This window comes from Candidatus Tisiphia endosymbiont of Beris chalybata, assembly GCF_964026555.1.
Classification (GTDB): domain Bacteria; phylum Pseudomonadota; class Alphaproteobacteria; order Rickettsiales; family Rickettsiaceae; genus Tisiphia.
Map to the genome: position 1 here is coordinate 1151680 of NZ_OZ032159.1, position 23825 is coordinate 1175504.

General features: G+C 35.7%; 17 protein-coding genes. 7 read left to right on the top strand and 10 right to left on the bottom strand.

Going from position 1 to position 23825, the window contains the following annotated elements; translation table 11 throughout:
• Positions 1 to 220 precede the first annotated feature (220 nt).
• Positions 221 to 3268, top strand: a complete 3048-nt coding sequence (locus AAGD44_RS05555) for a tetratricopeptide repeat protein (protein ID WP_341763744.1) — start codon at positions 221 to 223, stop codon at positions 3266 to 3268.
• On the opposite strand, the gene AAGD44_RS05560 is transcribed toward AAGD44_RS05555, so the two are convergent.
• The gene (locus AAGD44_RS05560) at positions 3263 to 3760 is read right to left on the bottom strand and encodes an IS630 family transposase (RefSeq protein ID WP_341763542.1); all 498 of its coding nucleotides are present in this window, start codon (positions 3758 to 3760) and stop codon (positions 3263 to 3265) included. The genes AAGD44_RS05555 and AAGD44_RS05560 overlap by 6 nt on opposite strands.
• Before the next feature lie 4 nt (positions 3761 to 3764).
• The gene (locus AAGD44_RS05565; RefSeq protein ID WP_341763541.1) at positions 3765 to 4256 is read right to left on the bottom strand and encodes a helix-turn-helix domain-containing protein; all 492 of its coding nucleotides are present in this window, start codon (positions 4254 to 4256) and stop codon (positions 3765 to 3767) included.
• Positions 4257 to 4341: 85 nt separating this feature from the next.
• Here AAGD44_RS05565 and AAGD44_RS05570 point away from each other — a divergent pair, with 85 nt between their 5' ends.
• On the top strand, positions 4342 to 4770 hold the full coding sequence (locus tag AAGD44_RS05570) for a hypothetical protein (protein WP_341763745.1): 429 nt from the start codon (positions 4342 to 4344) through the stop codon (positions 4768 to 4770).
• A gap of 361 nt (positions 4771 to 5131) precedes the next feature.
• On the opposite strand, the gene AAGD44_RS05575 is transcribed toward AAGD44_RS05570, so the two are convergent.
• Positions 5132 to 5557, bottom strand: a complete 426-nt coding sequence (locus AAGD44_RS05575) for a DUF2497 domain-containing protein (RefSeq protein WP_341763746.1) — start codon at positions 5555 to 5557, stop codon at positions 5132 to 5134.
• A gap of 33 nt (positions 5558 to 5590) precedes the next feature.
• Positions 5591 to 6964 carry a TolC family protein gene (locus AAGD44_RS05580; RefSeq protein ID WP_341763747.1) on the bottom strand — a complete coding sequence of 458 codons (1374 nt, stop codon included), beginning with the start codon at positions 6962 to 6964 and terminating at the stop codon, positions 5591 to 5593.
• A 210-nt stretch (positions 6965 to 7174) separates the two neighbouring features.
• Between AAGD44_RS05580 and AAGD44_RS05585 the strand changes: the two genes are divergently transcribed.
• Positions 7175 to 8407, top strand: a complete 1233-nt coding sequence (locus AAGD44_RS05585) for a hypothetical protein (RefSeq protein ID WP_341763748.1) — start codon at positions 7175 to 7177, stop codon at positions 8405 to 8407.
• Positions 8408 to 8921: 514 nt separating this feature from the next.
• Here AAGD44_RS05585 and AAGD44_RS05590 read toward each other — a convergent pair.
• Complete coding sequence (locus tag AAGD44_RS05590; RefSeq protein ID WP_341763749.1) at positions 8922 to 13478, bottom strand: autotransporter domain-containing protein; 4557 nt, start codon at positions 13476 to 13478, stop codon at positions 8922 to 8924.
• Between the two features lie 443 nt (positions 13479 to 13921).
• Positions 13922 to 14698 carry a metal ABC transporter permease gene (locus AAGD44_RS05595; RefSeq protein WP_341763750.1) on the bottom strand — a complete coding sequence of 259 codons (777 nt, stop codon included), beginning with the start codon at positions 14696 to 14698 and terminating at the stop codon, positions 13922 to 13924.
• A gap of 89 nt (positions 14699 to 14787) precedes the next feature.
• Here AAGD44_RS05595 and ubiG point away from each other — a divergent pair, with 89 nt between their 5' ends.
• On the top strand, positions 14788 to 15540 hold the full coding sequence (ubiG, locus tag AAGD44_RS05600) for a bifunctional 2-polyprenyl-6-hydroxyphenol methylase/3-demethylubiquinol 3-O-methyltransferase UbiG (protein ID WP_341763751.1): 753 nt from the start codon (positions 14788 to 14790) through the stop codon (positions 15538 to 15540).
• A 47-nt stretch (positions 15541 to 15587) separates the two neighbouring features.
• A complete protein-coding gene (gene gltX / locus AAGD44_RS05605; RefSeq protein WP_341764693.1) occupies positions 15588 to 17003 on the top strand; it encodes a glutamate--tRNA ligase in 1416 nt (471 codons plus the stop codon).
• 856 nt (positions 17004 to 17859) lie between these two features.
• Here gltX and AAGD44_RS05610 read toward each other — a convergent pair.
• Positions 17860 to 18390: a BON domain-containing protein gene (locus AAGD44_RS05610; RefSeq protein WP_341763752.1), complete on the bottom strand. Its 531-nt coding sequence runs from the start codon at positions 18388 to 18390 to the stop codon at positions 17860 to 17862.
• A gap of 700 nt (positions 18391 to 19090) precedes the next feature.
• Positions 19091 to 19306 carry a hypothetical protein gene (locus tag AAGD44_RS05615; RefSeq protein ID WP_341763753.1) on the bottom strand — a complete coding sequence of 72 codons (216 nt, stop codon included), beginning with the start codon at positions 19304 to 19306 and terminating at the stop codon, positions 19091 to 19093.
• Positions 19307 to 19330: 24 nt separating this feature from the next.
• On the opposite strand from AAGD44_RS05615, the gene AAGD44_RS05620 reads away from it, so the two are divergent.
• Both AAGD44_RS05620 and AAGD44_RS05625 read left to right on the top strand, forming a co-directional pair.
• Positions 19331 to 20215 carry an IS982 family transposase gene (locus tag AAGD44_RS05620; RefSeq protein WP_341763539.1) on the top strand — a complete coding sequence of 295 codons (885 nt, stop codon included), beginning with the start codon at positions 19331 to 19333 and terminating at the stop codon, positions 20213 to 20215.
• Between the two features lie 157 nt (positions 20216 to 20372).
• Positions 20373 to 21095 carry an alpha/beta hydrolase gene (locus AAGD44_RS05625; RefSeq protein ID WP_341763754.1) on the top strand — a complete coding sequence of 241 codons (723 nt, stop codon included), beginning with the start codon at positions 20373 to 20375 and terminating at the stop codon, positions 21093 to 21095.
• A gap of 132 nt (positions 21096 to 21227) precedes the next feature.
• Here the strand turns inward: AAGD44_RS05625 and xth are convergent, their stop codons facing one another.
• Positions 21228 to 22007 carry an exodeoxyribonuclease III gene (gene xth / locus AAGD44_RS05630; protein ID WP_341763755.1) on the bottom strand — a complete coding sequence of 260 codons (780 nt, stop codon included), beginning with the start codon at positions 22005 to 22007 and terminating at the stop codon, positions 21228 to 21230.
• A gap of 34 nt (positions 22008 to 22041) precedes the next feature.
• Positions 22042 to 23652 carry a transporter substrate-binding domain-containing protein gene (locus AAGD44_RS05635; protein WP_341763756.1) on the bottom strand — a complete coding sequence of 537 codons (1611 nt, stop codon included), beginning with the start codon at positions 23650 to 23652 and terminating at the stop codon, positions 22042 to 22044.
• Positions 23653 to 23825 lie beyond the last annotated feature (173 nt).

Genomic DNA, 23825 nt, shown 5'->3' on the forward strand with positions numbered 1-23825 from the left:
AAGCTGGGTGATTCGTACAGGTTATTACCATTTATTTGTAAGAGAGTAACAACAATCTGGCTACTTTTGAGAACTTTATAACTTTCATGGCATCTTAATATTTCAATCCTAAGGTTTTTCAATTCGGGCAAATTTGTATGCCCAAATGCAACAAAGTCTGTTGGAAGATATATTAAAACAGCCCTGAACAAAAAGCTGAATTTACATAAGATATAATATTATGTTGTATAATAATCGTAAGAACAAGAAATATGCCCCTAAGTATGATAAGTATGTTCAAAGCACTGTAGTATCTACTACTAAATATGAAACAATAAATTTAAAGCTTAAAAAACAATATAATACCTTTGATGATACACACAATAATATATTTTTATGCAATGGGGAACAATGGCATGACTATATACTTGAAAATCAGTATTTTCAAAATATTGATATAGGGGGTGGTAACGTAGCTAAAAGACTACTTGTATATTACACTATTATGCAATTATTTGCATATATTAAACCTGTGACTACTAATCCTATTAACCAGGAAGGTTTTGCTCATAATAATGTTTCAGTAAATAATAGGGGAATAGCAAGGCATTATGATATATTACATGAGAACAGTACTAATCCTCTATTATTGCCTCCTTCAACGAATAACTTAAGGCATTCTTCTATTAACCTACTGATCAATAAAAAACATAATTCACAGCATTCCAACTATCAGCCCCCTGCTCAAGCGCTATATGTACAAAGTATGTTATGGGTACATATGGGTAAATATAACGAGGCATTAACAGCTATTAATAGTGCTATTGAATTAAATCCTAAAAATGATCAAATATTCTATCACAAAAGTGTGATCTTAGTACATAAAAGCCAATATGATGAGGCATTAACAGCTATTAATAGTGCTATTGAATTAAATCCTAAAAATGATCAAATATTCTATCACAAAAGTGTGATCTTAGTACATAAAAGCCAATATGATGAGGCATTAACAGCTATTAATAGTGCTATCGAGTTAAACCCTAAAAATGTCCAAGCATTCTATCACAAAAGTGTGATCTTAGTACATAAAAGCCAATATGATGAGGCATTAACAGCTATTAATAGTGCTATCGCATTAAATCCTAAAAATGACCAAATGTTCTATCACAAAAGTGTGATCTTAGTAGATAACAGCCGATATGATGAGGCATTAACGACTATTAATAGTGCTATCGAATTAAATCCTAACAATTATCACTTGTTCTATTATAAAAGCGTTATCTTAGTACATAAAACTCAATATGATGAGGCGTTAATAGCTATTAATAGCGCTATTAATATTCACCCAACCTATAATTTATATTATCATAAAAGTTTTCTCTTGGTACGGCTATTCGATTATACAAATGCATTAATAGCAGTAAGTAAGTCTCTTGATATGTACAAAACCTCTAAGGCATATTATCTCCAAAGTATAATTTTAATACAGCAGGATAAGGGTAATGAGGCAAAACAATCTTTTAGCAATGCTAAATTAATATCTCCAAATGTTCAGGCATATTATGATAATAATCCGAGCTTAAGCTTAGGGATAACAAACAGGGGGGAAGAAGGTTTGATTAACAAGGCTAGGCACTTGAAGAGTATGGGTGACTATAATGGAGCATTAGACGCTGTCAAGAAAGACTTGGATAAAAGTAAAACCTATGAAGCATTATACCTCAAGAGTGAAATCTTAAAAAGTATGGCTAACTATAATGGTGCATTAAATGCTGTAAATGAAGCTTCAGCTATAAATGAAACCTATGAGGCATTATACCTCAAGAGTCAAATTTTGAAAAATATGGGTGAGTATCATGATGCGTTAAGTGCCGTAAATGAAGCTTTGGCTAAAAATGAAACCTATGCGGCATTGCACCTCAAGGGTTTTATCTGCAATAGTATGGGTGATTATGATAGTGCACTAGATGCTGTCAATAAGGCTTTGGCTAAAAATGAAACCTATTATACCTTGTACCTCAAGGGGGTTATCTTAAAAAATATGGCTGACTATAATGGTGCATTAGATGCCGTAAATGAAGCTTTAGCCAAAAGTGAAACCTATGAAGCCTGTTATCTCAAAGGTCTTCTCTGCAATAGTATAGCGGATCATAATGGTGCCTTAGACGCTGTCAATAAGGCTTTGGCTAAAAGGGAAACCTATGAGTCATGGTATTTCAAGGCTGTTATTATTGCGCGTACAGATGGTAAAAATGCATTAGAGGCTATTGATGAAGCGTTAGAGCTAAAGCAAACCTATGAGGCATTTTATCTCCAAGCTATGATCTTTAAGAATAGAGGTGATTATAAAAAAGCCCTCGAGTCCATTAATAGTGCTGAATTGCGAATTAAAGAGCCAGATTATCCAATCTTGTTCAACAAATGCCTGTTTATAACAATACAAGGTAGAGTGACAGAGGACACATTGAAACTTATTGACGATGTTATTAAAATTCATGAAACTTATGAAGCATATTATCTCAAGGCTTTAATGTTAGACCAGATGAGCAGAAGCTTAGCAGCATTAGACGCTGTTGCAAGTGCTATTAAACTTGAAGGCACCTATGAAATATATTCTTATCAAGCTCAACTTTTATACACAGTAGGTCAGTTTCAGAATGCACTAGCATCTATTGCCAATGCTATTCACATTGAAGAAACCGGTGAGATGTATTATTTAGAGGGTCAAATCTATAAAGAGCTAAGCCAATATTCTGAAGCAGAAGTATCTTTTAGGAAGTCACTACAACTCCAAGACAATACTGACGTGCGTGATGCCCTAATTTTTGTCTTAGCACAGCAAAGCAAATATTCAGAGTTAGAACTAGTTAAGGATAATACTACAATAGATCAGCATAGCAACTTAGGCCCAGATATGGATGTTCATACAACTCAAATTGATTTCTACGAGACTCCTACCGAGATAGAGAGTAGTAATAAAGAGTATACAAATTATTATAATCATAGTGTTATGTCACTCCGTAGCAAAGATTATCATGTTGCGTTAGAATTTATTCTGAAGGCTTTAAGTGCCAAAGAAACCGGTGCGGCATATTATATCAAGGGTCTTATCTTAAAAGATCAAGGAAATTACCATCAAGCGTTAATTGACTTTGATACGGCTCTATTATACGATAATAATAATCGGGATAGAGCCTATAGTATACATTGTCAACGAAGTATGATCTATACCAAGCAATCCCTTTATGATGAAGGTTTAGCGGCAGTTAATACCATTTCCCTATTATAAATAGATATATGAACAATTACATATAGATTTTATAGTTTCTATTGAAATAGATTGAATAAATTCAATTACAGCATCTTCAAGTTTAGTTAAACAATCGTAAACTTTATTTTTTAATACCGAATCTTTTAAATGTTGCCACAACCTCTCTACAGGATTTAACTCTGGACTATATGGTGGTAAGTACATAATCTCAATATTAGCTGGTATTGTAAGACCTTTATGCCATCCAGCTCCATCCATCACTAGTATAACTTTTGTAGTTATATGTTTCGCAAATTCATTAAGAAAAACTTGCATACAGGCCTTATCAACATTCGGAATAATTAAACTAAAAGAGTCTCCATCTCTATGATTTGTAGCAGAATAAAGATAAAATGATTTAAATCCCAGCTTTGTAGGAACTGGAGTCCTACTGCCTTTTTCAAACCATCCTAAACCATGTTTTGTATTGGTCCCAAACCTAGTCTCATCAAAAAAATAAATAGGTACCATAGGATTATCTTGGTGTACTTGTTGTAGATTTTTTTTTGAATTCTTCTTGAGAAGATGTGTCAGCTTTGTAATGCCTCTTTCTACCAGTAATATGCCTAAACCCAAGTGCCCCTAGCATTCTATGTATACTAGATTTTTCTATATCTATATCAAATTTTTCTTTTATCACTATCTTTAATTTCTTAATCGTAATACTACTGTCTCTCTTTATCAAAGTTTTAATCTCATCTTTTTGAGCAGTATTTAATTTTGATCTAGAAGGCTTTGCTATGTTCTTGAGACCATCAATGCCTTGATCTCGAAATAGAGCAACCCATCTATGTAGCGAAGATCTGTTGATATCATAAACTTCCGCTACTTTCTTAATACCATGCTTACTCGATGCTAGTATGGCTTTTAATCTTGTTACTACAACACCATTCTTCCCTCCGTTATTCAAAGCTTCCCTTGCTTTTAATACTAATTCGTCATTTATCATTTTTGATACTTTAGGCATTTCCTTGTTACTTCCTATTATTTCATTATTACCTAGCTTTATATCATAAATTACTCATTCTATCAATCTAATATCTCTGCTTATAATGGGGAAATGGTATAATAAAGCTTTACAGCTCAAAAAAACAGGTTTTTTAGGTAATTGTATCAAAGGTAAAATTTTATGGAAACAGGAAGACGACACGATGGCATTATTATTTTTAGATAAGTGCTTAAAGTTTAATCCTGATCCAGAGATATATTATATTAAGAGCTTAATCTTAGACAAACAGCAGAACTATGAAGGAGCGTTAGAAGCTATTAATCGATGTATAAAATATAATGGTGGTGGTGCCAATGTTACAGTTGATCCCAGACATAATATCCAGCAGACTAATGTAGCTTACAAGCTAAAAGATTTAGAGTATTTTACTAGTAGATTAGGTAATATAGATAGTCCATTTCAATATACTGGTGAGACATTGGAGCATAATATGGATTTCTCAATAGGACTAATAGGGGGGGAGATACGGTAGGTTAGAGAGCTCTGTTCATCTATTTACTACAGAATTAAAAGGAATTATAACAGGATAAAATAAAGTTAGAAAGAGTCAATAATTTAGTTTTGGTAAGTTCTTAGTAATTGACTATAGTGAAGAATGGATTGAAAATTCAAGGGCTATAGTCACTTAGGTTAAACTAGGCTACGTTGTTGCTCGTCGCTTACCTAGTCTCTCCTAGGCTTCACTCCTCGCGCCTAGTATCTAATTCAACCTAAGTGACTATAAGTAGGCTCTGTGAACATTGCTCACTTCAACCAAATAAGATGAAACAAAGTGAAGAAATGCTAAAAAAGAGTCAGAAATTTTATCGAATCTCGAAACAATTCGTCTAAGTTTATTTTGGGCCGTTTGGCATTAGCCGTTGTAGTTCTTTCTCTACTAAGGGTTTTACTAAGTAAGGTAAATTCGTATCTAACCATTTAGTTAACGCAGGGCGTAACATTTCAACTATTAACTCCTCTAGAATTTTCCCTTTGCCTGTAGTATGTTCTACCCCTTTATCAGCTATTTCTATTGGAGAATAATTCTTCAGAATATTAGTAGTGTCAGTAGCAGTTTTGCCAGCTACTGACGTCTCTTGTAGTAGCTGTTGTGCATTGAGATCTATCTTATTAGATAAATTTTGATGGGGTTGTTTAGTAGCTGCTAAATTTTTTTTATGTTCTATTATATCGGTTAACTCTAATATGTCGTCATTAGCTTGAGAATCACGATTATTAATCACTTCTTTAATAGATTTTAATATCTCTTCAACGGACATATCCAGATTCTTTTTATACTCTATATTCATAATTTAGGAACCTATAATAAGCTTCTTCTTCAACGATTTAAATTCTTCCTCAGGAGTAAAATATTTTACATTTAATTTTAAGCTTTTTGCGGTTAATTCACCAATTAATGATTTGAGTTGATAAGCTGTTAAAACCTCTTCTTTATGAGCATCAACTTTTGATAATTTAGCTTTATATAAATTCTCTTCCGCTGTTAAAACATCTAAAACTGTTTTAGAGCCAACTAGCTCTTCTTGCATTACTCCATCATATGCCATCTGGCTTGCTTCTACTCCTTGTGTAGTAGCGATAATCTTAGATTTCGCAGCTTCAAATCCTTCCCAGCTTCTAATAACATTTGTTTGCACTTGTTTAATTGTATTATTCAATTGAATTATAGTACTCCTAGTATTATTTTTTGCCTTTCTAATTCTTGAATATTCGACTCCGTGTGAGTAAATAGGAATATTTACTGACAAAGTTGAGGTAACGCTTCTATTATTTACTTTATTATTCTGAAGGTCTTGATAGTCATAAGTAGTCTTACCTGTTTGAACCCTGAAGTCCACTCTAGGTAAAAGAGCTGCTTTAGCTACTAATTCATTAGCTTTATGGCTTTTAACCTCATGCCTAGTTCGGTCGATATTAGGGTTTATATTGATAGCTTTGTTCATTAGAGCCTCTTTGGTACTGGGTATATTATCGGGCAATTGAGGCATTGTAATATTCTCTACCTCTATACCAAAATCCTCAGCAAATTTAGCATTTGTTGCTTGTAAATTAGCATATGCAGTAAGTTCGGCAGTTTCTGCCTTTGCTAAACCAGCTTTAGCAGCAGAGACATCTACTAAGGTGGCTTCCCCTAATTTGAGCTTTTCATCAATTGTCTCTAACTGCTGTTTATTAATTTTTACACTAATTGCAGCAATATTATATTTTTCTTTCGCCTCATAACAACTAATATAAGTAGTTATTAAATCTAATAATACTTTTTGTTCGCCAGCATAATACTTAGCTCGCGATGCTCGAAACGCAGATTGCGCCGCCTTTAACTCTGCTACGCTACTGCCCCCACTAAATATAGGCTGCTCTATTATCAGAGCTCCTTGCTGATTCTGAGTCCCTCTTTTAGTACGCGCAGCCTCTCGAACCATAGGATCTTCACTCAAGTGACCTAGCGCTTTTCCTCTAGTAGTTTCAGCATTAATCTGATACCCCACTTTAGGTAAAAAACCAGAGAATGCTGTCGAAAACTGCTCGATTTCCATTAAAAAATTGGTTCTAATTTGCTTGAGCTCAGAGTTTTGAGTATATGCAACAGTTAAAGCTTCTCGTAATTCTATAGAGAAAGCAGAATAGGGAAGTAAAATAATAATAAAGTAAATAAATCTCTTCATAGTGGGGCTTTCTAAAATGTTTAAGTTATGAGAACCGTTAATAATATACAATGCTTTTAAAGACATTTTTCCTTTAAAACGCGATTCTGTTGTGATAAAGCAAGCACTTAACATAGCAAAAACCGACGGCAAGAGCAATATAACTATAGCTTTTATTTATTAATATAGATAAAATAATTTAGAATTTAAACTTAAAATCAATATTTCATTATGAGTATCATCTCTCCTTCTACTCTTCCTTCCCTTGGACAGCCTACCAAACCTAGGATGTCTTTAGAGGAGGAGATTGCCAAAAAAATAAAAAATTTTTCTGACGATATTAAAAGATTAAAGGACAAAATTATATATCTAAAAAATACATGGGTATATTCAGCCGAGGAACAATTGTCTAAAGACATAGTTAAAGCTTTTGAAGACGTAGTGCAACCTTCTATAGAACAATTAGACCAATATCTTAGGCAACAAGAAGAAATAAAAAAAGAGGCATTATTACTTGAAACTGAGTTTCTAGAGTTAATGATCAAAATGATCCAATCTATTATAAAATTTCAAGAAATTCTAAACAAACTATATCCGGGGGCATCAAAAAATATAATTGATTATATAGATCACCTTTTAATTGCGTTATTAGCAACACATATGCCTATCGTAGCTCTAGTAGTTAAAGTGGGTAGAGATGTAGTATTTGAGCCATTAATAAACCGGATAAAAAGTACTATTAGTGCAGAATCTTTAACAAAAATAAAAGAAAGTTGGCTCAAAAAATCAGCAGACCTATCTGCTCAGCTCACTGAAATACAACAAAATGAAAGCTTCCGTCAAAAATACCAAGCAGCAGCGCAAATTCTTATACTATCGGAGAAAACAGGCTATTCTCCCTTACAGATTGCTGAACTGAGATTAGATCCGCAAGACCTACAGAAATGTGACAGAAAACAATTGGGAGCTCTTCTTGAAGATAAAGCACTGATAGAATCATCTGCCACCAGCTCTAATAGCAAAATTACCCAAGTGATAGACACATTAAGGGAAGGAATTAATACAATTCTTAACAATGTGTTATACGATAAGGATTTTAACAATGCTATCGAACAAGGACTGACTGCAGCCAAAACAAATCTTCAGCAAGCGTTGGTGCCTACGCAAAGCATTTATACACGCCTAACCTCTTCTTGTAAGGCAGTAATAAGTATCCTTAACGTTGAGAAGCTCATTCAGAATAAAGTAGCATCTCTACCTGAAGGTAAAAAAATCATCTCGGAGGTTGGAAACCTAATTAAAAATAACACCCAAAATATTCTACCAAAAATTTTATACAAGTCTTATCAGGCAAAACCATATTTAGAAACTTTAATGGTAATAACTGACAATATCAGATCAATTTATAAACATACTTCTCCTGCTAGCTCTCCTGCTAGCTCTCCTGCTAGAGGCAAGTCTTAAAAATATACTGTTTGTTAATGAAGAGGTGGGAGACGCAAGTCAACTTCGAGAAGAGCGAGGATAGCAAAGCCCCAGAGGCGAAAGCAGTACCGAGCTTAAACAGGCATTGCCGATAAATAGTTGATAGTAATTAAAGATTGTGCTTGAGTACCGTAAACGTCATGAGCTAAGCGAGCGTTTGCTGCGCGCGGCAAGCCAGGAAACCTTGGTTTGTTTGGAGGATTTTTTCTGGATTGCTTCGTCGGCCTTATGCCCTTCTCGCAATGACAATGCTCCGGCATCAACTATTTATCGGCAATGCCCTTAAACAAAGGAAAATTATAACTAACAAGAGGAGCAAAAGAGTATATAGTCAAAGTGATTTAGCTGATGATACTTGAATTTAAAGGTGAGGTTGCATAGCGTATAGAGAATATGTGAGCACAACCGAATCCTGCAAAATCAAGTGTCATCAGCTAAATACCTGAGGCTATACCAACTCTTGAAAGAGGAAGAGTTGGTATATAGCAAGGTTTTACAATGCCACTTTTAGTTTTAGGTAACCTTGGTGAGCTTGATATTTCTTTTGTAGATGACAATCATAACCAACTCCTATCTCAATATTTTGATGGTTAAGCAGTACGCTAGTACCAATATTATATTGTAAGGCTTTGGAGTTTTTATTGTTCTGCGTTGGGAAATATTCATTCGTTCCAACAAATTTAGCCTTTATTAATTGGTTTTTCTTGTTGAAATTCTTCTCTAATCCCGCACTCAGAGCTGGCGTAATTGTAGTACCTTCTGAAACCAGATATTTCTTAGCTACCTGGATTCCAATAGTCCCAGCAACCGGTGATTCAGATTTACTATCCACCGCTACTTTCCCTAAAGTATAGCTGCTATCTTTAGAACGACCAATCTCTAGACCAATGTAAGGTATTATACTTAAGCTTTTATCATCAGTCGGAATTCTATAACCCAGCTTGGTGTCTAAACTATAAGCTGTGTTATTATGTTTTGCTGTGGCTGATTGTGAAGCATCAGCAGGGTTTAACCCTGAATCTTTTACCTTCACTTTACTAAAGCTGACGGACAAAATATTATCCCATATAATATCTTCATTAATTTGGGAATGACTGTATAGGGAGATAACATTGCTTTTAACATCTAGCTTTTTATTTAAGTTATCCTTAAATTTGTAATTACTTAAAATATAGCTATACGCGATTCCGACAATATTATTATCATCAACATTGATATCTCCACCAATAGTTGGCCCAAAATAAGCTGCGCTATACCCCGCTTGATTAGGCAACGTGCCCTGCTTACTAGTACCATATACCCCGCTAATCCAAAGACCTTTAGGAACGCTATTGTCCTCCTCACCAGCAGCTAGTGCTAAGTTATTGACCCTTATTGACGCAAGCCTATCAGTGATAGAAGTCTTAGCAGCCCTAATTACATCTCCTCCAACTGGTGCGCGCATCTCAGTAATACCTTTATCATGCTTAGTTTCTGCTTCTAACTTTGCCTGAGCTGCTGCTGCCGCTTGAGCTTGAGCTGCTGCCTGAGCCTGAGCTTGAGCTGCTGCCTGAGCCTGAGCTTGAGCTGCTGCATCTGGCGTTGCATTTCCGCCGTCGCCTGTAGTTAATTGAATTTGCTGTGCAACGACGGGATTATCCCTAGCTATAGCTGCTCGAATTTGCGCTGCCAAATCTGCGTGGCCACGGGCATCTAAAATAGCTAGAAATTGCTCTACCATCTCTCCCTGTCTACCGTTAGCTATCAAGTCTGCAATTTGTCCTGCATACTGTGCAGAGGAACCTTGCGCTATCAACGTTGTTCGAAGTCGCGCTGCCACCTCCGGGTTGCCTCCTCCCGCTAAAGCTACTAGAGATGGCTCCATAAGGTCTAGAGACTGGTTAGATAATATAGTAGCTGCTGCCGTTTGTGGATCTTCAACTAGCAAAGGATTGGCTCTAGCAAGAGCTACCAATCTTAACTGTCTCTCTGTCATGTCTGCATAGTCCGTTATGAAATCGCGTGCTGTTAGAGCTGGAGCTTGTGGATTTCTATTAGTTGTTTCACCTCCGCCGCCTTCATTTCTAGGGTCCCCTGGCCCTTGGTGAGGACCTGATGGATTCTCTACTACCAACCTACTAACCCTCCTATGTTCTTCATCTGTAGCTTGCTCACCTGGTGCCATGCCTATTGCAGCTAACCCTCTACGTGCAGTATTACGTACACTATTTAGCGCACGCCATGCCCATGTGGCACCTGGCGGTACGGAATTGAGAGCGTTCGAAGGTTCTTCTGGTTGGCTTGCACCTGGTGCTTGAGTTACCATCTCATTGCGAGCTCCTTGCATTGCAGCACATTCTTGTTTTGCAGCTTGCATCTTCTCGTCTACGTTGGCTTTAGCTTTTATTAGAGCGCTTATTATACCCTCCAATTGCTCATCCTTGTCTTTTATAGCGTCACTTAGACTTGCTAAGGCTACAGTGTTATCTTGTTGTAGCGCAAGAATTTCGCGCTTACTATACTCTCTGTGATTATATACCTCTCTTGACAATTGGTTGATTATTTGAGCATGTTTTTCTATATCGGTTTGTAAGGCTTGCACAGTTACAGGCGTTGCCTCGATTAAGTCTGGCAGATCAAGCTGAAAGGCTATTTTATCTTCTAGGGCTTCGCGTAACAGCTCTAAATCTTTTCTATGAGTTAATGCTCGGCTTTTCGTGGCACTCTCTATTGCTGCGGATCTTGCAGAGTCTTCTTGCTCTTTGGTAGCGAGTTTAGAGGCTGCCTTAGCGTCCTCATACTGTGCTCCAATGCTTTGGCATTCCTCTAACTCCTGCTTCAATTGTTGTTCTATAATGCTTACTCGCGTTTTTCTCAAATTTGGGTCTGTTGGTGTAGTATAGGTTTGTCCTACTACATCACTTATCATATTGTGCACTTGTGCGCGAGCTTGTAATAGATTGTTTATTACAGCTAGTGTTTGTTGGTTTTGTTCTGTTATGCTCTTCTCTAGATCTTGTAACTCATTTTGATTGTTGTTTTTTAGAGCATCAAGTTTAGCTTTACTTAGCTGTTCACATAGTTCTAAAGCACCTTTCAGATTGTAAAATTGTTCATCATGCATTGCTATATTTGCATGTATCCTAGCCCACTCTGCAGGGGAAGCAATATCTGCTACCCTCTTTAATTCCTCTCGAAAATGTATTTTGTTCTTTGCTGCATCTTGTAACTTTCCTAGGTCCCCTGTGCGCATTGCTTCATGTTCTGCAGCTACTTCAGCTAATTTGGCAACTGGATCACGGAGCTGAGACCTTTTAGCTGCTTCTTCCTGGATTTTTTCTACTTGTTCTTTCTCTCCCTGAACTTTTAGTACAGCTTGTATGATTTGATCTAAATCCTTTTCTTCCGCTGTTTGACTGGGGGCCCCTCTAGTTAGTCCCGCATATTGTCCAGCTGAATTTACTGCTGAGGCTAACCAATGTGCAGCTGAACCTATTCCTGCTGCCACCCCATTTACCAATGTACTCCCTGCGGCACCCACCCCGCTAGCAACATAGCTTAAGCCCTTTGTTACCGTTTTTAGCTGAGTAGGTGAGGCTGGCTTTACTGTAGGTGGTGGTGATACGGCAGTAGCTCTTCCACTCGGAGCTAGTGGATTCTGTATTGTTAAAGGCAGATAATTTGGTGTTGCATTTAAGGCTGGTTCGTTCTCATCCCCATATAGAGATTCGGGAGGTGCAGATGGCTCTAATCTATTTCGGCCCGCATTAGAATTGCTAGCAACTGATTCGTCCTGTCCATATATAAATTGCACTATACTATTTGGGTCCTCATTAGAATTGCTAGCAACTGAAGATTGTGAGTCCATTCGCCACACCTCTTTTTGAGAGGGCAACGTATGCATCGTAGGTTGCGCTTGTATTATAGAGGGCTGTTGTTGCAACTGGCGTAGAGTGGCTTGAAGGTAATCCTGCTGAGCCGTTAGTTGCTTTAACTTTTGGTCATGATGCTTTTGTTCTTGGGACATTTGCTTCAACTGTTCCTGCTGTTCTGGCGTCTGAGTTGCAGCTGGAGCTCTTTTTAAATCTTCAATTTGAGTTTGAATAGTTCTATTATGCTCTGCTTGGTCTGAATATTGTTGGCGTACTCTTTTTAGCTGTTGGAATAGAGATGACATTGTAGTGTTTAATCCCGCCCCCTGTTGCTGCAACTGTAGAACATCCTGAGTTAGGTTTTGTTGCTGACTCTCGAATGCCTGGACTCTGTTTTGAGTTTGCGTTAGCTGGGGCTTTATTTCTTCAACTTTAGCATTTACTGAGTTCATTCCGGTCTGAATCACTTGCATATTCTGCTGTCTGATAAGCTCTAATGCTTGCTCAGTTATACGATATTGAATCCTATGTTTGTCTTGTGGATCGTTTGCAGTTGAGGTTGAAGCAGCTGAGGGTGAAGCTTGTGCCCCACCGGCAGCTACACCCATATTTGGATTTTCCTGCTGCTCATTACTTAAAAATTCGTGTACTCCCGCCTTGATTAGGGAGTTGTTATTATTAAATGCAGCTCTAGAGTCCCTGTCGTTTGCTATACGCTGGAATACCTTTGGGGCTAACTTTGTCTTGTCTAATTTCTTGCCTGGATCCACCTGCTCCCGATGATTCTCTATAATCTTCTGCTGTCCGGGGGATAACGGTGGCGCTAGGTTGTCTGCAGACCGTAGTGTAACTGGCGCTACTTGATTTGGAATGAGCGGGGCATCTAATGCATCCTGAGATAAACTCCTATCTACTAGCCCCCTTAAAGGTTGGTCCGCCGCCTGCTTTGAAGTTACAAGGGGAACTCGGTTTTGAGTAGCGTCGTGACTTTGTGTAGCTTCGTGCAAAGCCTGGCACATATTATCAGCGTTACTAAATTTTTCACTCAAGGGAAGATCCCGCGTAACCTGTTGCAGCAAATCTTCCTCAGAGAGCTCCGAATTCTTAGATACTAACCTCGCTGCAATGCTCCTATCGCTTACAGGAACAGAGGGAGTCCCCCTCCCGACACCATAAGATGAAGTGGAAGCCAGTAACATACAAAGGCTCGAGGTTACCAGATATTTTAAAGATCGTGATTTATTATTTTTCGTCATTATTTTCTCCATACTAAATATTTTATTAATTTTTTAAGAATATGAGGTGCTGGCTTCCCGCCATTTAACAGCTAATTACATGGATATTTACAGGTGTAACAAATGCGACCTGCGAATGCTGCAGTACTAGGTTTTGGTGCAATTAATAAATAGGTTAATTTTAGCAAATATTAATATTTTAATAGATATTAATATTTAGGCCGTCTTGATCGACAATATAGATTAAATTTTACTCTTGTCAATTAGTTTTGTAATAATTAAATCAATGTCTTGCAAATTTACTGTAATATATGTGTTTTTAAGTAATAAGGTGGGATGGATTATCAAACTAATGGTTAATTTTTTTCGATAACTAAGGGTAGAAATTGACAGGAAAATTAAGAAATTTAGAGTAGCATTTTCTTAACGTAAGAAAGGAAGTAAATTAAAGAATAAGTAATGGTATTGATTAAAGTTATGATAGGGGTAAGGGGGATATCAAAATAAAAAGAGGAAATTAAACCCAGGCAATTTATAGATAAGCTTATAATAACTGCATTAATAATCATTTGCCCTGGGGTGCGGGAAATGATGCGGGCAGACATAGCAGGAATCAGTAAAATACTAGTGACAAGAAGAGCACCAACGATTTTAATAGTTGAAAATACCGCTAAAGATAAAAATATTAAAAACGCTAATTCAATAAATTGAACTTTTACTCCTCTAATTCTAGCAATATCTTGATTGATCACAATTAATAGAATTTGATCGTAAAAATACCAAATAAAAGCAAATACTAAGAGTAGAATAACTAATAAAATTCCCACATCATTTGAGGAAGCGGCTAAAATATCGCCAAATAATAAGTTATTAATATTGAGCTGCGCGGGGTTTAAGTAACTTATTACTAAAGCTAAAGATAGCATAAAGCTTGATACTAAAATCACCACGCTGCTACCAACCGTTTTATTTTTTAGAATAAATACTAAAATGGCGAAGATAAGAGCAACAATTACCCCTGATGAGATAACAGAAAAATGGCAAATAATGCTAATACTTCCAGCAAGTAAGCTAGCATGAGCTAGGCCATCCCCAAAATACACATACTTCTTCCATAAGCTTATACAACCAAGAGGAGCAAAAATTACACTAATTAGGATGACGGTTAATATTATTAAGTACATGAAAAAATTCCCTGGCAACCTAATCTAACAGTTAGTGGATCAATATTTTTGTGCTATATTAGAGAGAATTGTATAATTAGCAAGTAACTATGTCTACCAAAACTTCCATTAATAAACTAGAGCTAGAGAAATTTGAACAGCTTGCTAAAGAGGGGTGGCATGAAGATGGCGAATTTAAAATTTTGCACCAAATTAATCCCACGCGCCTCTCTTACATTATTGATAAAATAAAATCTCAGTTTCATATAAATGACTTTGCGCATTCAGGATTTAAGCTGAATATACTGGATGTTGGGTGCGGGGGAGGGCTGGTGAGCTCGGCTTTAGCTAAATATATACAAAATGGTTCTATCACTGGTATAGACGCGCTACAAAGTAATATTGATATTGCTGAGAGACATGCTCATGAGCAAAACTTACCTATAAGATACCTTAAATCTACGGTTGAAGAGTTAATAACTGAAAATAAACAGTATGAGGTGGTGCTATGTTTAGAAGTAATTGAACATGTAGATAATATCCACGATTTTATTAAAAACCTTTCTAATTTAGTAACACCAAATGGGATGATTATAATTTCTACCATTAACCGTACCTTAAAAGCTTATATGTTAGCTATTATTATGGCAGAATATTTTTTACGTTGGGTAAAAAAAGGTACGCATGATTATCATAAATTTCTAAAACCATCTGAAATTGATTCGATATTTAATAAAAACAACATTGTGCTTAAAGAGTTAAAAGGCCTTACTTATAACCTGCTCAATCAGAATTGGCAATTAAGTGATGATATTGAAGTGAATTATTTTGCTTATTTAACCCCCCGTGCTCCTTTATCCTAGAAATATTAAAAAACATTATGACTAAAATTTCAACACTAGACATTTCAATGCCAAAAATTTCAACACCAGAAAAAGTGATTACTAGATTTGCTCCATCTCCTACTGGGTTTTTACATATTGGTGGAGCACGTACGGCCTTATTTAACTATTTATTTGCTAAACATAATAATGGCCAGTTTCTGCTAAGGATTGAAGATACTGATAAATCAAGGTCATCACAAGAGGCGGTAGAGGCGATATTTACTGGCTTGCAATGGCTTGGCCTCAATTGGGACGGGGAAGTAGTATTTCAATCTAAACGAAATCACTTATACCACGAAGCTGCCTTAAAATTAGTAGAGTCGGGTAAGGCCTATTATTGTTTTACCCCCCAAAGTGAAATAGATAAGCAAAGAGAAATAGCAATAGCACGCAAAGAACATTTTTTATTTGATAGTCCTTGGCGGGAGCTAGGTCCTACTTGCTATCCAAAAGGTACTAAGCCTGTGATTAGACTGAAAGCGCCCAGGCTGGGCCATACAATTATTCACGATAATTTGCAAGGCGATGTAGTGATTGAGAATTCACATCTTGATGATATGGTATTATTACGTAGCGATGGCACAGCTACCTATATGCTAGCGGTAGTAGTAGATGACCATGCAATGCAAATTAGCCATATTATTAGGGGAGATGATCATTTAACTAATACGGCGCGGCAAATTCTACTATACCAAGCTTTTGGTTGGGCCGTTCCGGATATGACCCATATCCCTTTGATTCATGGAGAGGATGGAGCAAAATTATCAAAAAGACATGGTGCTTTAGGAATCCAAGCATATAAAGATATGGGGTACTTACCAGAATCCTTATGTAATTATTTGTTAAGATTAGGGTGGGCTCACCAAAATGACGAAATTATTTCTAGAGTTCAAGCTATAGAATGGTTTAATCTGGCAGGGTTAGGTAAATCAGCAGCTCGTTTAGATTTTGCTAAAATGAATAATTTAAATGCCCATTATTTACGGCAAATTGATGACCAGACCTTAACAGACATGGTTTATAATATTTTGCGTCAACACCATATAATTATTCAACAAGAGCGGGAATATATTCTAAAAGCGATGCCCAGCTTAAAAATTAGAAGCACCAATTTAATTGAACTGGCTAAGTTGGCGAAAATTTACCTAATGCACTCTCCATTAACCTATTCTGAGGATGCTAGAAAAATACTTTATAACTATAATCAAGAGCTAATTAACCAAATTATTCATAAATTAAAAAATTTAGCAACTATCAATCAAGATACAATACAATTAGCGTTCAAAGAGATAGCCCAAGGAAATGGTGTTAAACTAGCTGAGCTCATGCAGCCAATTAGAGCTTTACTAACGGGCGGTACCACTTCTCCTAGTATTTTTGAAATTATTTCTATAATCGGTAGGGACAATACTATTGCTCGGTTAACAATATATAATAACTGAAGGCAATAGATATAGTCACTTAGGTTAAACTAGCTACGTTGTTGCTCGTCGCTTACCTAGTACCTCCTAGGCTTCACTCCTCGCGCCTAGTATCTAATTCAACCTAAGTGACTATAGAAATAAAGTTAGCAACACCCCAAAATATATAGAAGCGGAAAAGCGACAAACTTTTTGCAGAATAATGCTGATTTATTTGTCTGGATATTAACCACGGCTGCAACTTGTTGCCACCTTGGGCAGAGGTTAATTATGCCACGGCAATTTAAAAGTCGCGCTCGAAGGTTGCAACAAGAGATTATTAAGAATAACAAAAATCATTGCGAGAAAGCGTGAAGCGCCGCCCGAAGCAATCACAAGAATTAAATTATCGTGTGTTTGTAGATTTCCCTGGATTGCTTCGTCCGTTGCAGTAAGCAACCTCCTCGCAATGACGTTTGCAGTAATATTTACTTAAAGTCATTTTAGTGTTTTTAATTTTAGAGCGCGACTTTTAAGCTGCTATGTAATTATGCTATATTTAGACACTCACTTTGCCAAATTGTTTTTTTGTTTTATCGTGAACTCCGCTGCTCACCTACTTACATTAGTAAGCTATACGAGTAGTATATTTAGGTTCTATGAGCATTTCTAAATGTCATAGAACCTAAAACAAAAATTAGCCCTATTTTGATCCTCACATCGAGCTGGTAATTTGTCCCGCGAATCTAGCCCTAATCCTTAGAGCATTAGAGTTATTATCGTATTTCCTGCTCTATACAAGCTGCAAAAAGAAGTTTATAGATAATTATTTAAAATATATTTTATTAAATAATGACAAAATTAAAATCCCCTTGCATAATCACTTTAAAGGGCGTGTTTATTTTATCTCGTCTACAACTACAGATTTCACATCCTTGATATCAAGTATAGACTTTCTAATAGTTTCAATGTCCTTAGTATCTCCTACCCTACCGGTCACATGCACCTTCTGGTTAGTGGTTTCAACATTTAAATCATGTCCTGCACTGATCTGATTATCGGTAGTTAAGGCACTAATTTTACCTTTAGCTTTTAAAGTAATGAATACATCAGTTAACGGAGCATCGCTATTTTTAATTTTAAGGTCTTTCGCTACTGCATCCTTCACATTGTTCACACTAATAGCTAATGTGATAGCACGATTATATTGGTCTTGCGTGTCTACTGTACCTTTCAATTCTACTACTCCATCGTTAGTTTCTACTCGAATATCTTTAGCAGGTAGATCATTTGCTTGCAGCAGTTTAGCTTTTACAGCAGCGGTAATTGCGGTATCTTTTGCAGTATCTACTATAGCGGCGCCTGCAGTACTAATCCCTAGTAGCAATACCATAAATAGCGCTGTTATATTAAAGTTTTTTAAGTTCATAATTATTACCTATTACTTAGATGTTAAAAATTATTGTTAAATTTTTTTAGCCCTGAGCTTTCTAGGTTCTGTGAAATTTCTATCTAACAGTCAATTTCCTCATTATTTTCATTCTCAAATCTTCACATACGCTTGTGTACGCTGCAGTTCTGCGAGCGAAAATGCCTATAAATCTACTCATTACATAGAACTGTTCACAGAACCTAGTCTCTGAAAACGCAAATATAAAATAAAACCTATTCAAGAAGATTTGTTCTATCCAAATAGCAGAATATTTTAACGTCTAGGCTATTTCTGCATAATTTTCTAGCCAACACTTCCTAGAAATTATTTCTTCTCTTAATTTTCCTTACAAAACCCAGAAATTTTTTATGGTCGACCTTGTTGACTACAGCTAACAAGATACCATTGTTTATTAATCTCTGTCTACTCTTTTTGTTATAAACTGATTAATATTTCTCTAGGTTAGTTGTTTTTATTAATCTTAATTTTGATATTGATAGGGTATATTTATGAGGGGAGCAGTAAGTATAGTCAATTGATGAGAAGTTGGTGACGATACCACCAACTTCTCATCAATTGACTATAACGGTGAATGGAAGGCCAATTAATCAGTTTATGCCTTAGGTATACTACTCCCTTTGCCAAATTGTTTTTTGATTTTATCCTGAACTCACGTGTTCATATATAGTATAGTCCATTAAGGTGCGTACAGGGTATTTATCTTCGAGTATGCATGACTACTATGCTTCCCACATACCACCATGTATGTATCATAGTAACCTAAGCTATACTTACACATATACGCTGTGCGCTCGTCCTTCATAATAAAATCTAATTCTTGAAGTACAAGATAACGCCATGTTCGACTTTTTTTTAAGATTGACAAAAGAATAGGATAGCCTAATAAGGTCATAGTTCAATTATCGAGAAAGAAGCTATGACCCTAGAAGAGTTTATCATTACTGTGTATTGTTTCATAGAAGAAAAAATGACTATAATAACCAAAAATATCAAAGTAAGGAAAGCAGGATTTCCACCTTGCTTAAGTGACGTGGAAGCATTAACAATGGAAGTGGTGGGAGAATTTATCGGTTTGCACCAAGACAAGCAGATATGGGAATATTTTAAACGTCATTTTCAAGAATGGTTTCCCAATCTAAAGAGTAGACCGTCTTATGTGAAGCAATGTAGCGGTCTTTTATCTATTAAGAACATGCTGCTTGCCGACTTGTTTAAGAGTGCAAGCAAATCAGATCTGCATATGATAGATGGGGTACCGATTCCTGTAATAAATTTGGCCCGAGCAACGAGAGGGCGATGTTTTAAGGAATACGCTGACTATGGGTACTGCGCTTCGAAAGATAGCTATTATTACGGTTTTCTAGGACACGTATTAATTAATGAAGAAGGTCGAATAGCTGGATTCATGATAACTCCTGCTAATGGGTCTGAACGTGAAGCTCTGCAAGTAATGTCTCCTAATATTAGTGGCATGGTACTGGGCGATAAAGGCTATCTTGGTCAGGATTTAAAAGATGAGTTGGCCACCAAAAACATTGATTTACAAACACCTTTAAAAAAGAATATGAAGGATAATAGATCCAAGAATTTCCTTAAATGGATTACTGCTACTCGTCGTTTAATTGAAACTGTTATTGGTCAGCTTACAGAACGTTTTGCTATTAATGCTATCAGAGTTAAGAGTTACTGGCATCTACAATCTCGCATCGCTAGAAAATTACTTGCTCATACTATTGCTACATTTTTGACAAAGTCTTTAAAACTTGTGCCAACACAACTCGAAAAATTAGTTACCTGCTAAAAAAAAGTCGAACATGGCGTAAGATAGTAAATCTAATTAACATTTTGACGATAGCAGGGCATTAACTATAACTGACCTTGAATTTTATGAAGCTGCATGTTATAATCTTTACCTATTAAGTTAAGCTCTATCAATATTAATATTATATTACAAAATTATGGCTGAAGTTTTTTTTAATGGTCCTGCTGGGCGAATTGAAGGACGTTATACTAAATCTAAAGACCCCAAAGCACCAGTTGCCTTAGTTTTACACCCCCACCCCCTTTACGGTGGTACAATGAATAATAAGGTAGTTTATAATATTTATAAAACATTGGCAGATGCTGGTTTTACGGTGCTAAGAATTAATTTTCGGGGGATAGGGAGATCCCAAGGAGAATTTGATCATGGTATTGGAGAAATGACAGATGCGGCCACCGCCCTAGATTGGTTACAGCTCAATAATCCTACTAGCAGTATGAATTTAATAGCCGGTTTTTCTTTTGGTTCATGGATAGCTATGCAACTAATTATGAGACGCCCAGAAATCCATAATTTTATTGCTATATCACCGCCAGTAAATAAATATGATTTTACTTTCTTATCTCAATGTCCTATTTCGGGGTTTATAATACAAGGTGATAAAGATAGTATAGTTTCAGAAGAAGCAGTCCTTGAACTAGCCCATAAATTATCTAAGCAAAAACATATCACAGTAGATTATAAAATAATTCAGGGGGCTGACCACTTCTTCCGTAATAAAATTGATGAATTTATATTGGCAATTCATGACTATATAAAGTTAAGATTATTAAATACGCAAGGAATAACCTTAAGAGAAGGGCCTCTTAACCAAGAAAAATCATTAAACAAAAATCTTCAGAAAGTTTTCTTAGAATAAGGATTAATAAACTTGTATATTGCTCGTATACTGTTTGTAAATGAAGAGAGGGGAGACGATAGAATCAACTTTAAGAATTGGAGCCGCCTTGTCTAAAGATTCCGCAGGGCACTTTGTCTAATCCCCGAAGGTCTAATAGGTAAATTTAGCGACCACGGGCACATGGTCGGAAGGTTTAATTTGGCTACGCCATCTATTATAAATTCTACAATTATCTAAGTAATCTACAGCGTTACTAGAGGCTAGTATCATATCAATACGCATTCCTCTATTCTGTTCAAAACTACCTGCTCTATAATCCCACCACGAAAATTCTTGGTCATCAGGATGAGATAATCTATATAGGTCCTCAAAACCAGAATTTAAGAGTTTTCTTAATTGTTGTTTTTCTAAATCAGTAAAACACGTCGTGCCTTGTAAATTTTTAGCTGAATAAACGTCTATATCAAAAGGGGCAATATTAAAATCTCCCCCTACTATTATTTTAGATTCAAAAGATTTTTTAACTTGTAAATAATGGATTAAACCATCATAAAACTTTAATTTCATTGCAAATTTATCGCTCCCTACCAAGGAACCATTGGGGGCGTACAAGGAAATAAAGGTACAATAGCCTATTGGTGTTTGCAATGAAATCTCTATAGCTCTTGCCTCACCATTAGTACTAATAGGAAAATCCTTTATTATTTCATCAGCAGGGGATTTGGATAAAATAGCTACTCCATTGTAAGATTTTTGACCATATACATAAATATTATAAGGTAAATCTGATAATTCATTTAAAGGAAATTTATCGGTTTCACACTTAATTTCCTGTAATAGTAAGATATCCGGATCTACCTCTACTAACAAGTCCCGTAAATGCTGTAGCCTCATCCTAACAGAGTTAATATTCCAGGTAGCTACTTTCATTTTTAATCTATGAATTGATAATTAGTGAAAAGCATTAATCTTTATCTGCTCCTACATCTGCTGCCGCTTCTATATTATTTATACGGAAGGTTAAGTTAGGAATATTATAATAATAAATTAATAATCTACTAACAATAGATCCAGCAATGACCGTACATATAGAATATTTTATGGTATCATAACTAGGGTTATAAGCATAAATATCTAATAATATAATAAAAACTAACCCCCATAATATGAAGATTTCAAAATTAACCTTTTGCGAAATATTTCTTTTATTAGTTTCGCCATAACTATACACTAAATTCCGTATTACTATCCCAATACTAGATACTATAAAAGCAAAGCAGGGAGCCCAAAATTCTAAAGGTTCAATTTTTTCTATAATGACTATAACCGCGCCAACAACCATAAAATATGCTTGCCCTATAGTATCGCAAATAATAAGAGTATTATTTAATATTTTATTTCCAAAATTATCCTCATATAGATGGTTGTTATAATAATCTAATAATTTAAGAGTAGAGAAGCCGATAAGAACAGCAATAAATACAGGATAAAGATAAGTAGGGGTTAGAATAAGAGGGGCATTATATACGTGGTTGATCGTAAGATCAAGAAACACACTACCAAATATAGTAGGTAGAATTGCTAATATAAAAGTCAAAAAAAATGTAGCATTTTTCTGGGCGGCTATAATAATGCCAGAAATAGCAAATGCTATACTAGCGATACAACCTATTATATATCCCCAAGTTGATCCTATAGACTTAGTAAGTAATACACTGTACAAATTACGCTTAATTAATATTTTATAATCATCGTTATTAATAGAATCTTTAATTGCGTTATTAAACTTTTCTACTAAATCGTTAGAGACAGTTTTTTGACTAAACATTAAATGTAACGGCACTTTAATACCAGTAGATATTTCCTCTATTTGTTCATTAGTATAGCTTAAAATAAGAGTAAGTCCTGTAAGTTTATCGGTAATAAAGCCGTCAATTTCCTTACGTATTAGCGCATTAAATAACTCGGAATTACTTTCATATTTGATTATAATATCATTATTCTTAACTTCATTTAAGTAATTTGTTATTTTTGTATCTCCATAAATAAAGCCTTTCATTATCCCCAGCCGAAAGTTTAAGGAGCGTATTTGAGCTAAAAATTCATGAATAGTAGTAAAGTTAACTTGTTTTTTTCCTGAGCTAAGCACAAATAATGAAATTTCTTCAACCCGGTACGGTATAGAAAAATTAGCAAAACTTGCTCTATCATCAGTATAAGTAGCTCCTGCTACTATGTCACTGATACCATTCTGAATGTTAAATATCGATTTTTCTCCGCTAGAGTTAACATATTTTATATTTACTCCTACCCGATTACTAATTGCATTAATTAATTCTATGTCTAACCCTGCGATTCCATAATTACCGTGCTTATTTATATAAGCAAATTGATAAGGGTCTGCCATATACCAGTTTACAGTTAACTTATCCTTATCCAATACTTCTTCTCTACATGAAGCAGGATATTGATCTTGAATATCAATTAAATCATTATTTCTAATATTAGGAGAAGCAATAGTAAGAAAGCTCTGTGCAATAATAAAAATTACTATAGTGATTTTCAAAAGCTGCATATCTAAATTTTTCCTTATACTCAATGTTAACCTCAATTCGATATAAAAATATTGAATCCTGATTAAATAGACTTCCTGCATAAGTCGAAAAAGCTCTCGGGATTTTTAGGAAAAACGAAGCCGAGCCGAGCTGCGTACATAGCGCCGCTGAGGAGTGGTGGCAAGTTTTGACG

Excerpts from the sequence above, each read along its gene's own strand:
- AAGD44_RS05555 (WP_341763744.1), top strand. The coding sequence starts at position 221 with ATGTTGTATAATAATCGTAAGAACAAGAAATATGCCCCTAAGTATGAT.
- AAGD44_RS05560 (WP_341763542.1), bottom strand. The coding sequence starts at position 3,760 with ATGGTACCTATTTATTTTTTTGATGAGACTAGGTTTGGGACCAATACA.
- AAGD44_RS05565 (WP_341763541.1), bottom strand. The coding sequence starts at position 4,256 with ATGCCTAAAGTATCAAAAATGATAAATGACGAATTAGTATTAAAAGCA.
- AAGD44_RS05570 (WP_341763745.1), top strand. The coding sequence starts at position 4,342 with ATGGGGAAATGGTATAATAAAGCTTTACAGCTCAAAAAAACAGGTTTT.
- AAGD44_RS05575 (WP_341763746.1), bottom strand. The coding sequence starts at position 5,557 with ATGTCCGTTGAAGAGATATTAAAATCTATTAAAGAAGTGATTAATAAT.
- AAGD44_RS05580 (WP_341763747.1), bottom strand. The coding sequence starts at position 6,964 with ATGAAGAGATTTATTTACTTTATTATTATTTTACTTCCCTATTCTGCT.
- AAGD44_RS05585 (WP_341763748.1), top strand. The coding sequence starts at position 7,175 with ATGAGTATCATCTCTCCTTCTACTCTTCCTTCCCTTGGACAGCCTACC.
- AAGD44_RS05590 (WP_341763749.1), bottom strand. The coding sequence starts at position 13,478 with ATGTTACTGGCTTCCACTTCATCTTATGGTGTCGGGAGGGGGACTCCC.
- AAGD44_RS05595 (WP_341763750.1), bottom strand. The coding sequence starts at position 14,698 with ATGTACTTAATAATATTAACCGTCATCCTAATTAGTGTAATTTTTGCT.
- ubiG (WP_341763751.1), top strand. The coding sequence starts at position 14,788 with ATGTCTACCAAAACTTCCATTAATAAACTAGAGCTAGAGAAATTTGAA.
- gltX (WP_341764693.1), top strand. The coding sequence starts at position 15,588 with ATGCCAAAAATTTCAACACCAGAAAAAGTGATTACTAGATTTGCTCCA.
- AAGD44_RS05610 (WP_341763752.1), bottom strand. The coding sequence starts at position 18,390 with ATGAACTTAAAAAACTTTAATATAACAGCGCTATTTATGGTATTGCTA.
- AAGD44_RS05615 (WP_341763753.1), bottom strand. The coding sequence starts at position 19,306 with ATGACCTTATTAGGCTATCCTATTCTTTTGTCAATCTTAAAAAAAAGT.
- AAGD44_RS05620 (WP_341763539.1), top strand. The coding sequence starts at position 19,331 with ATGACCCTAGAAGAGTTTATCATTACTGTGTATTGTTTCATAGAAGAA.
- AAGD44_RS05625 (WP_341763754.1), top strand. The coding sequence starts at position 20,373 with ATGGCTGAAGTTTTTTTTAATGGTCCTGCTGGGCGAATTGAAGGACGT.
- xth (WP_341763755.1), bottom strand. The coding sequence starts at position 22,007 with ATGAAAGTAGCTACCTGGAATATTAACTCTGTTAGGATGAGGCTACAG.
- AAGD44_RS05635 (WP_341763756.1), bottom strand. The coding sequence starts at position 23,652 with ATGCAGCTTTTGAAAATCACTATAGTAATTTTTATTATTGCACAGAGC.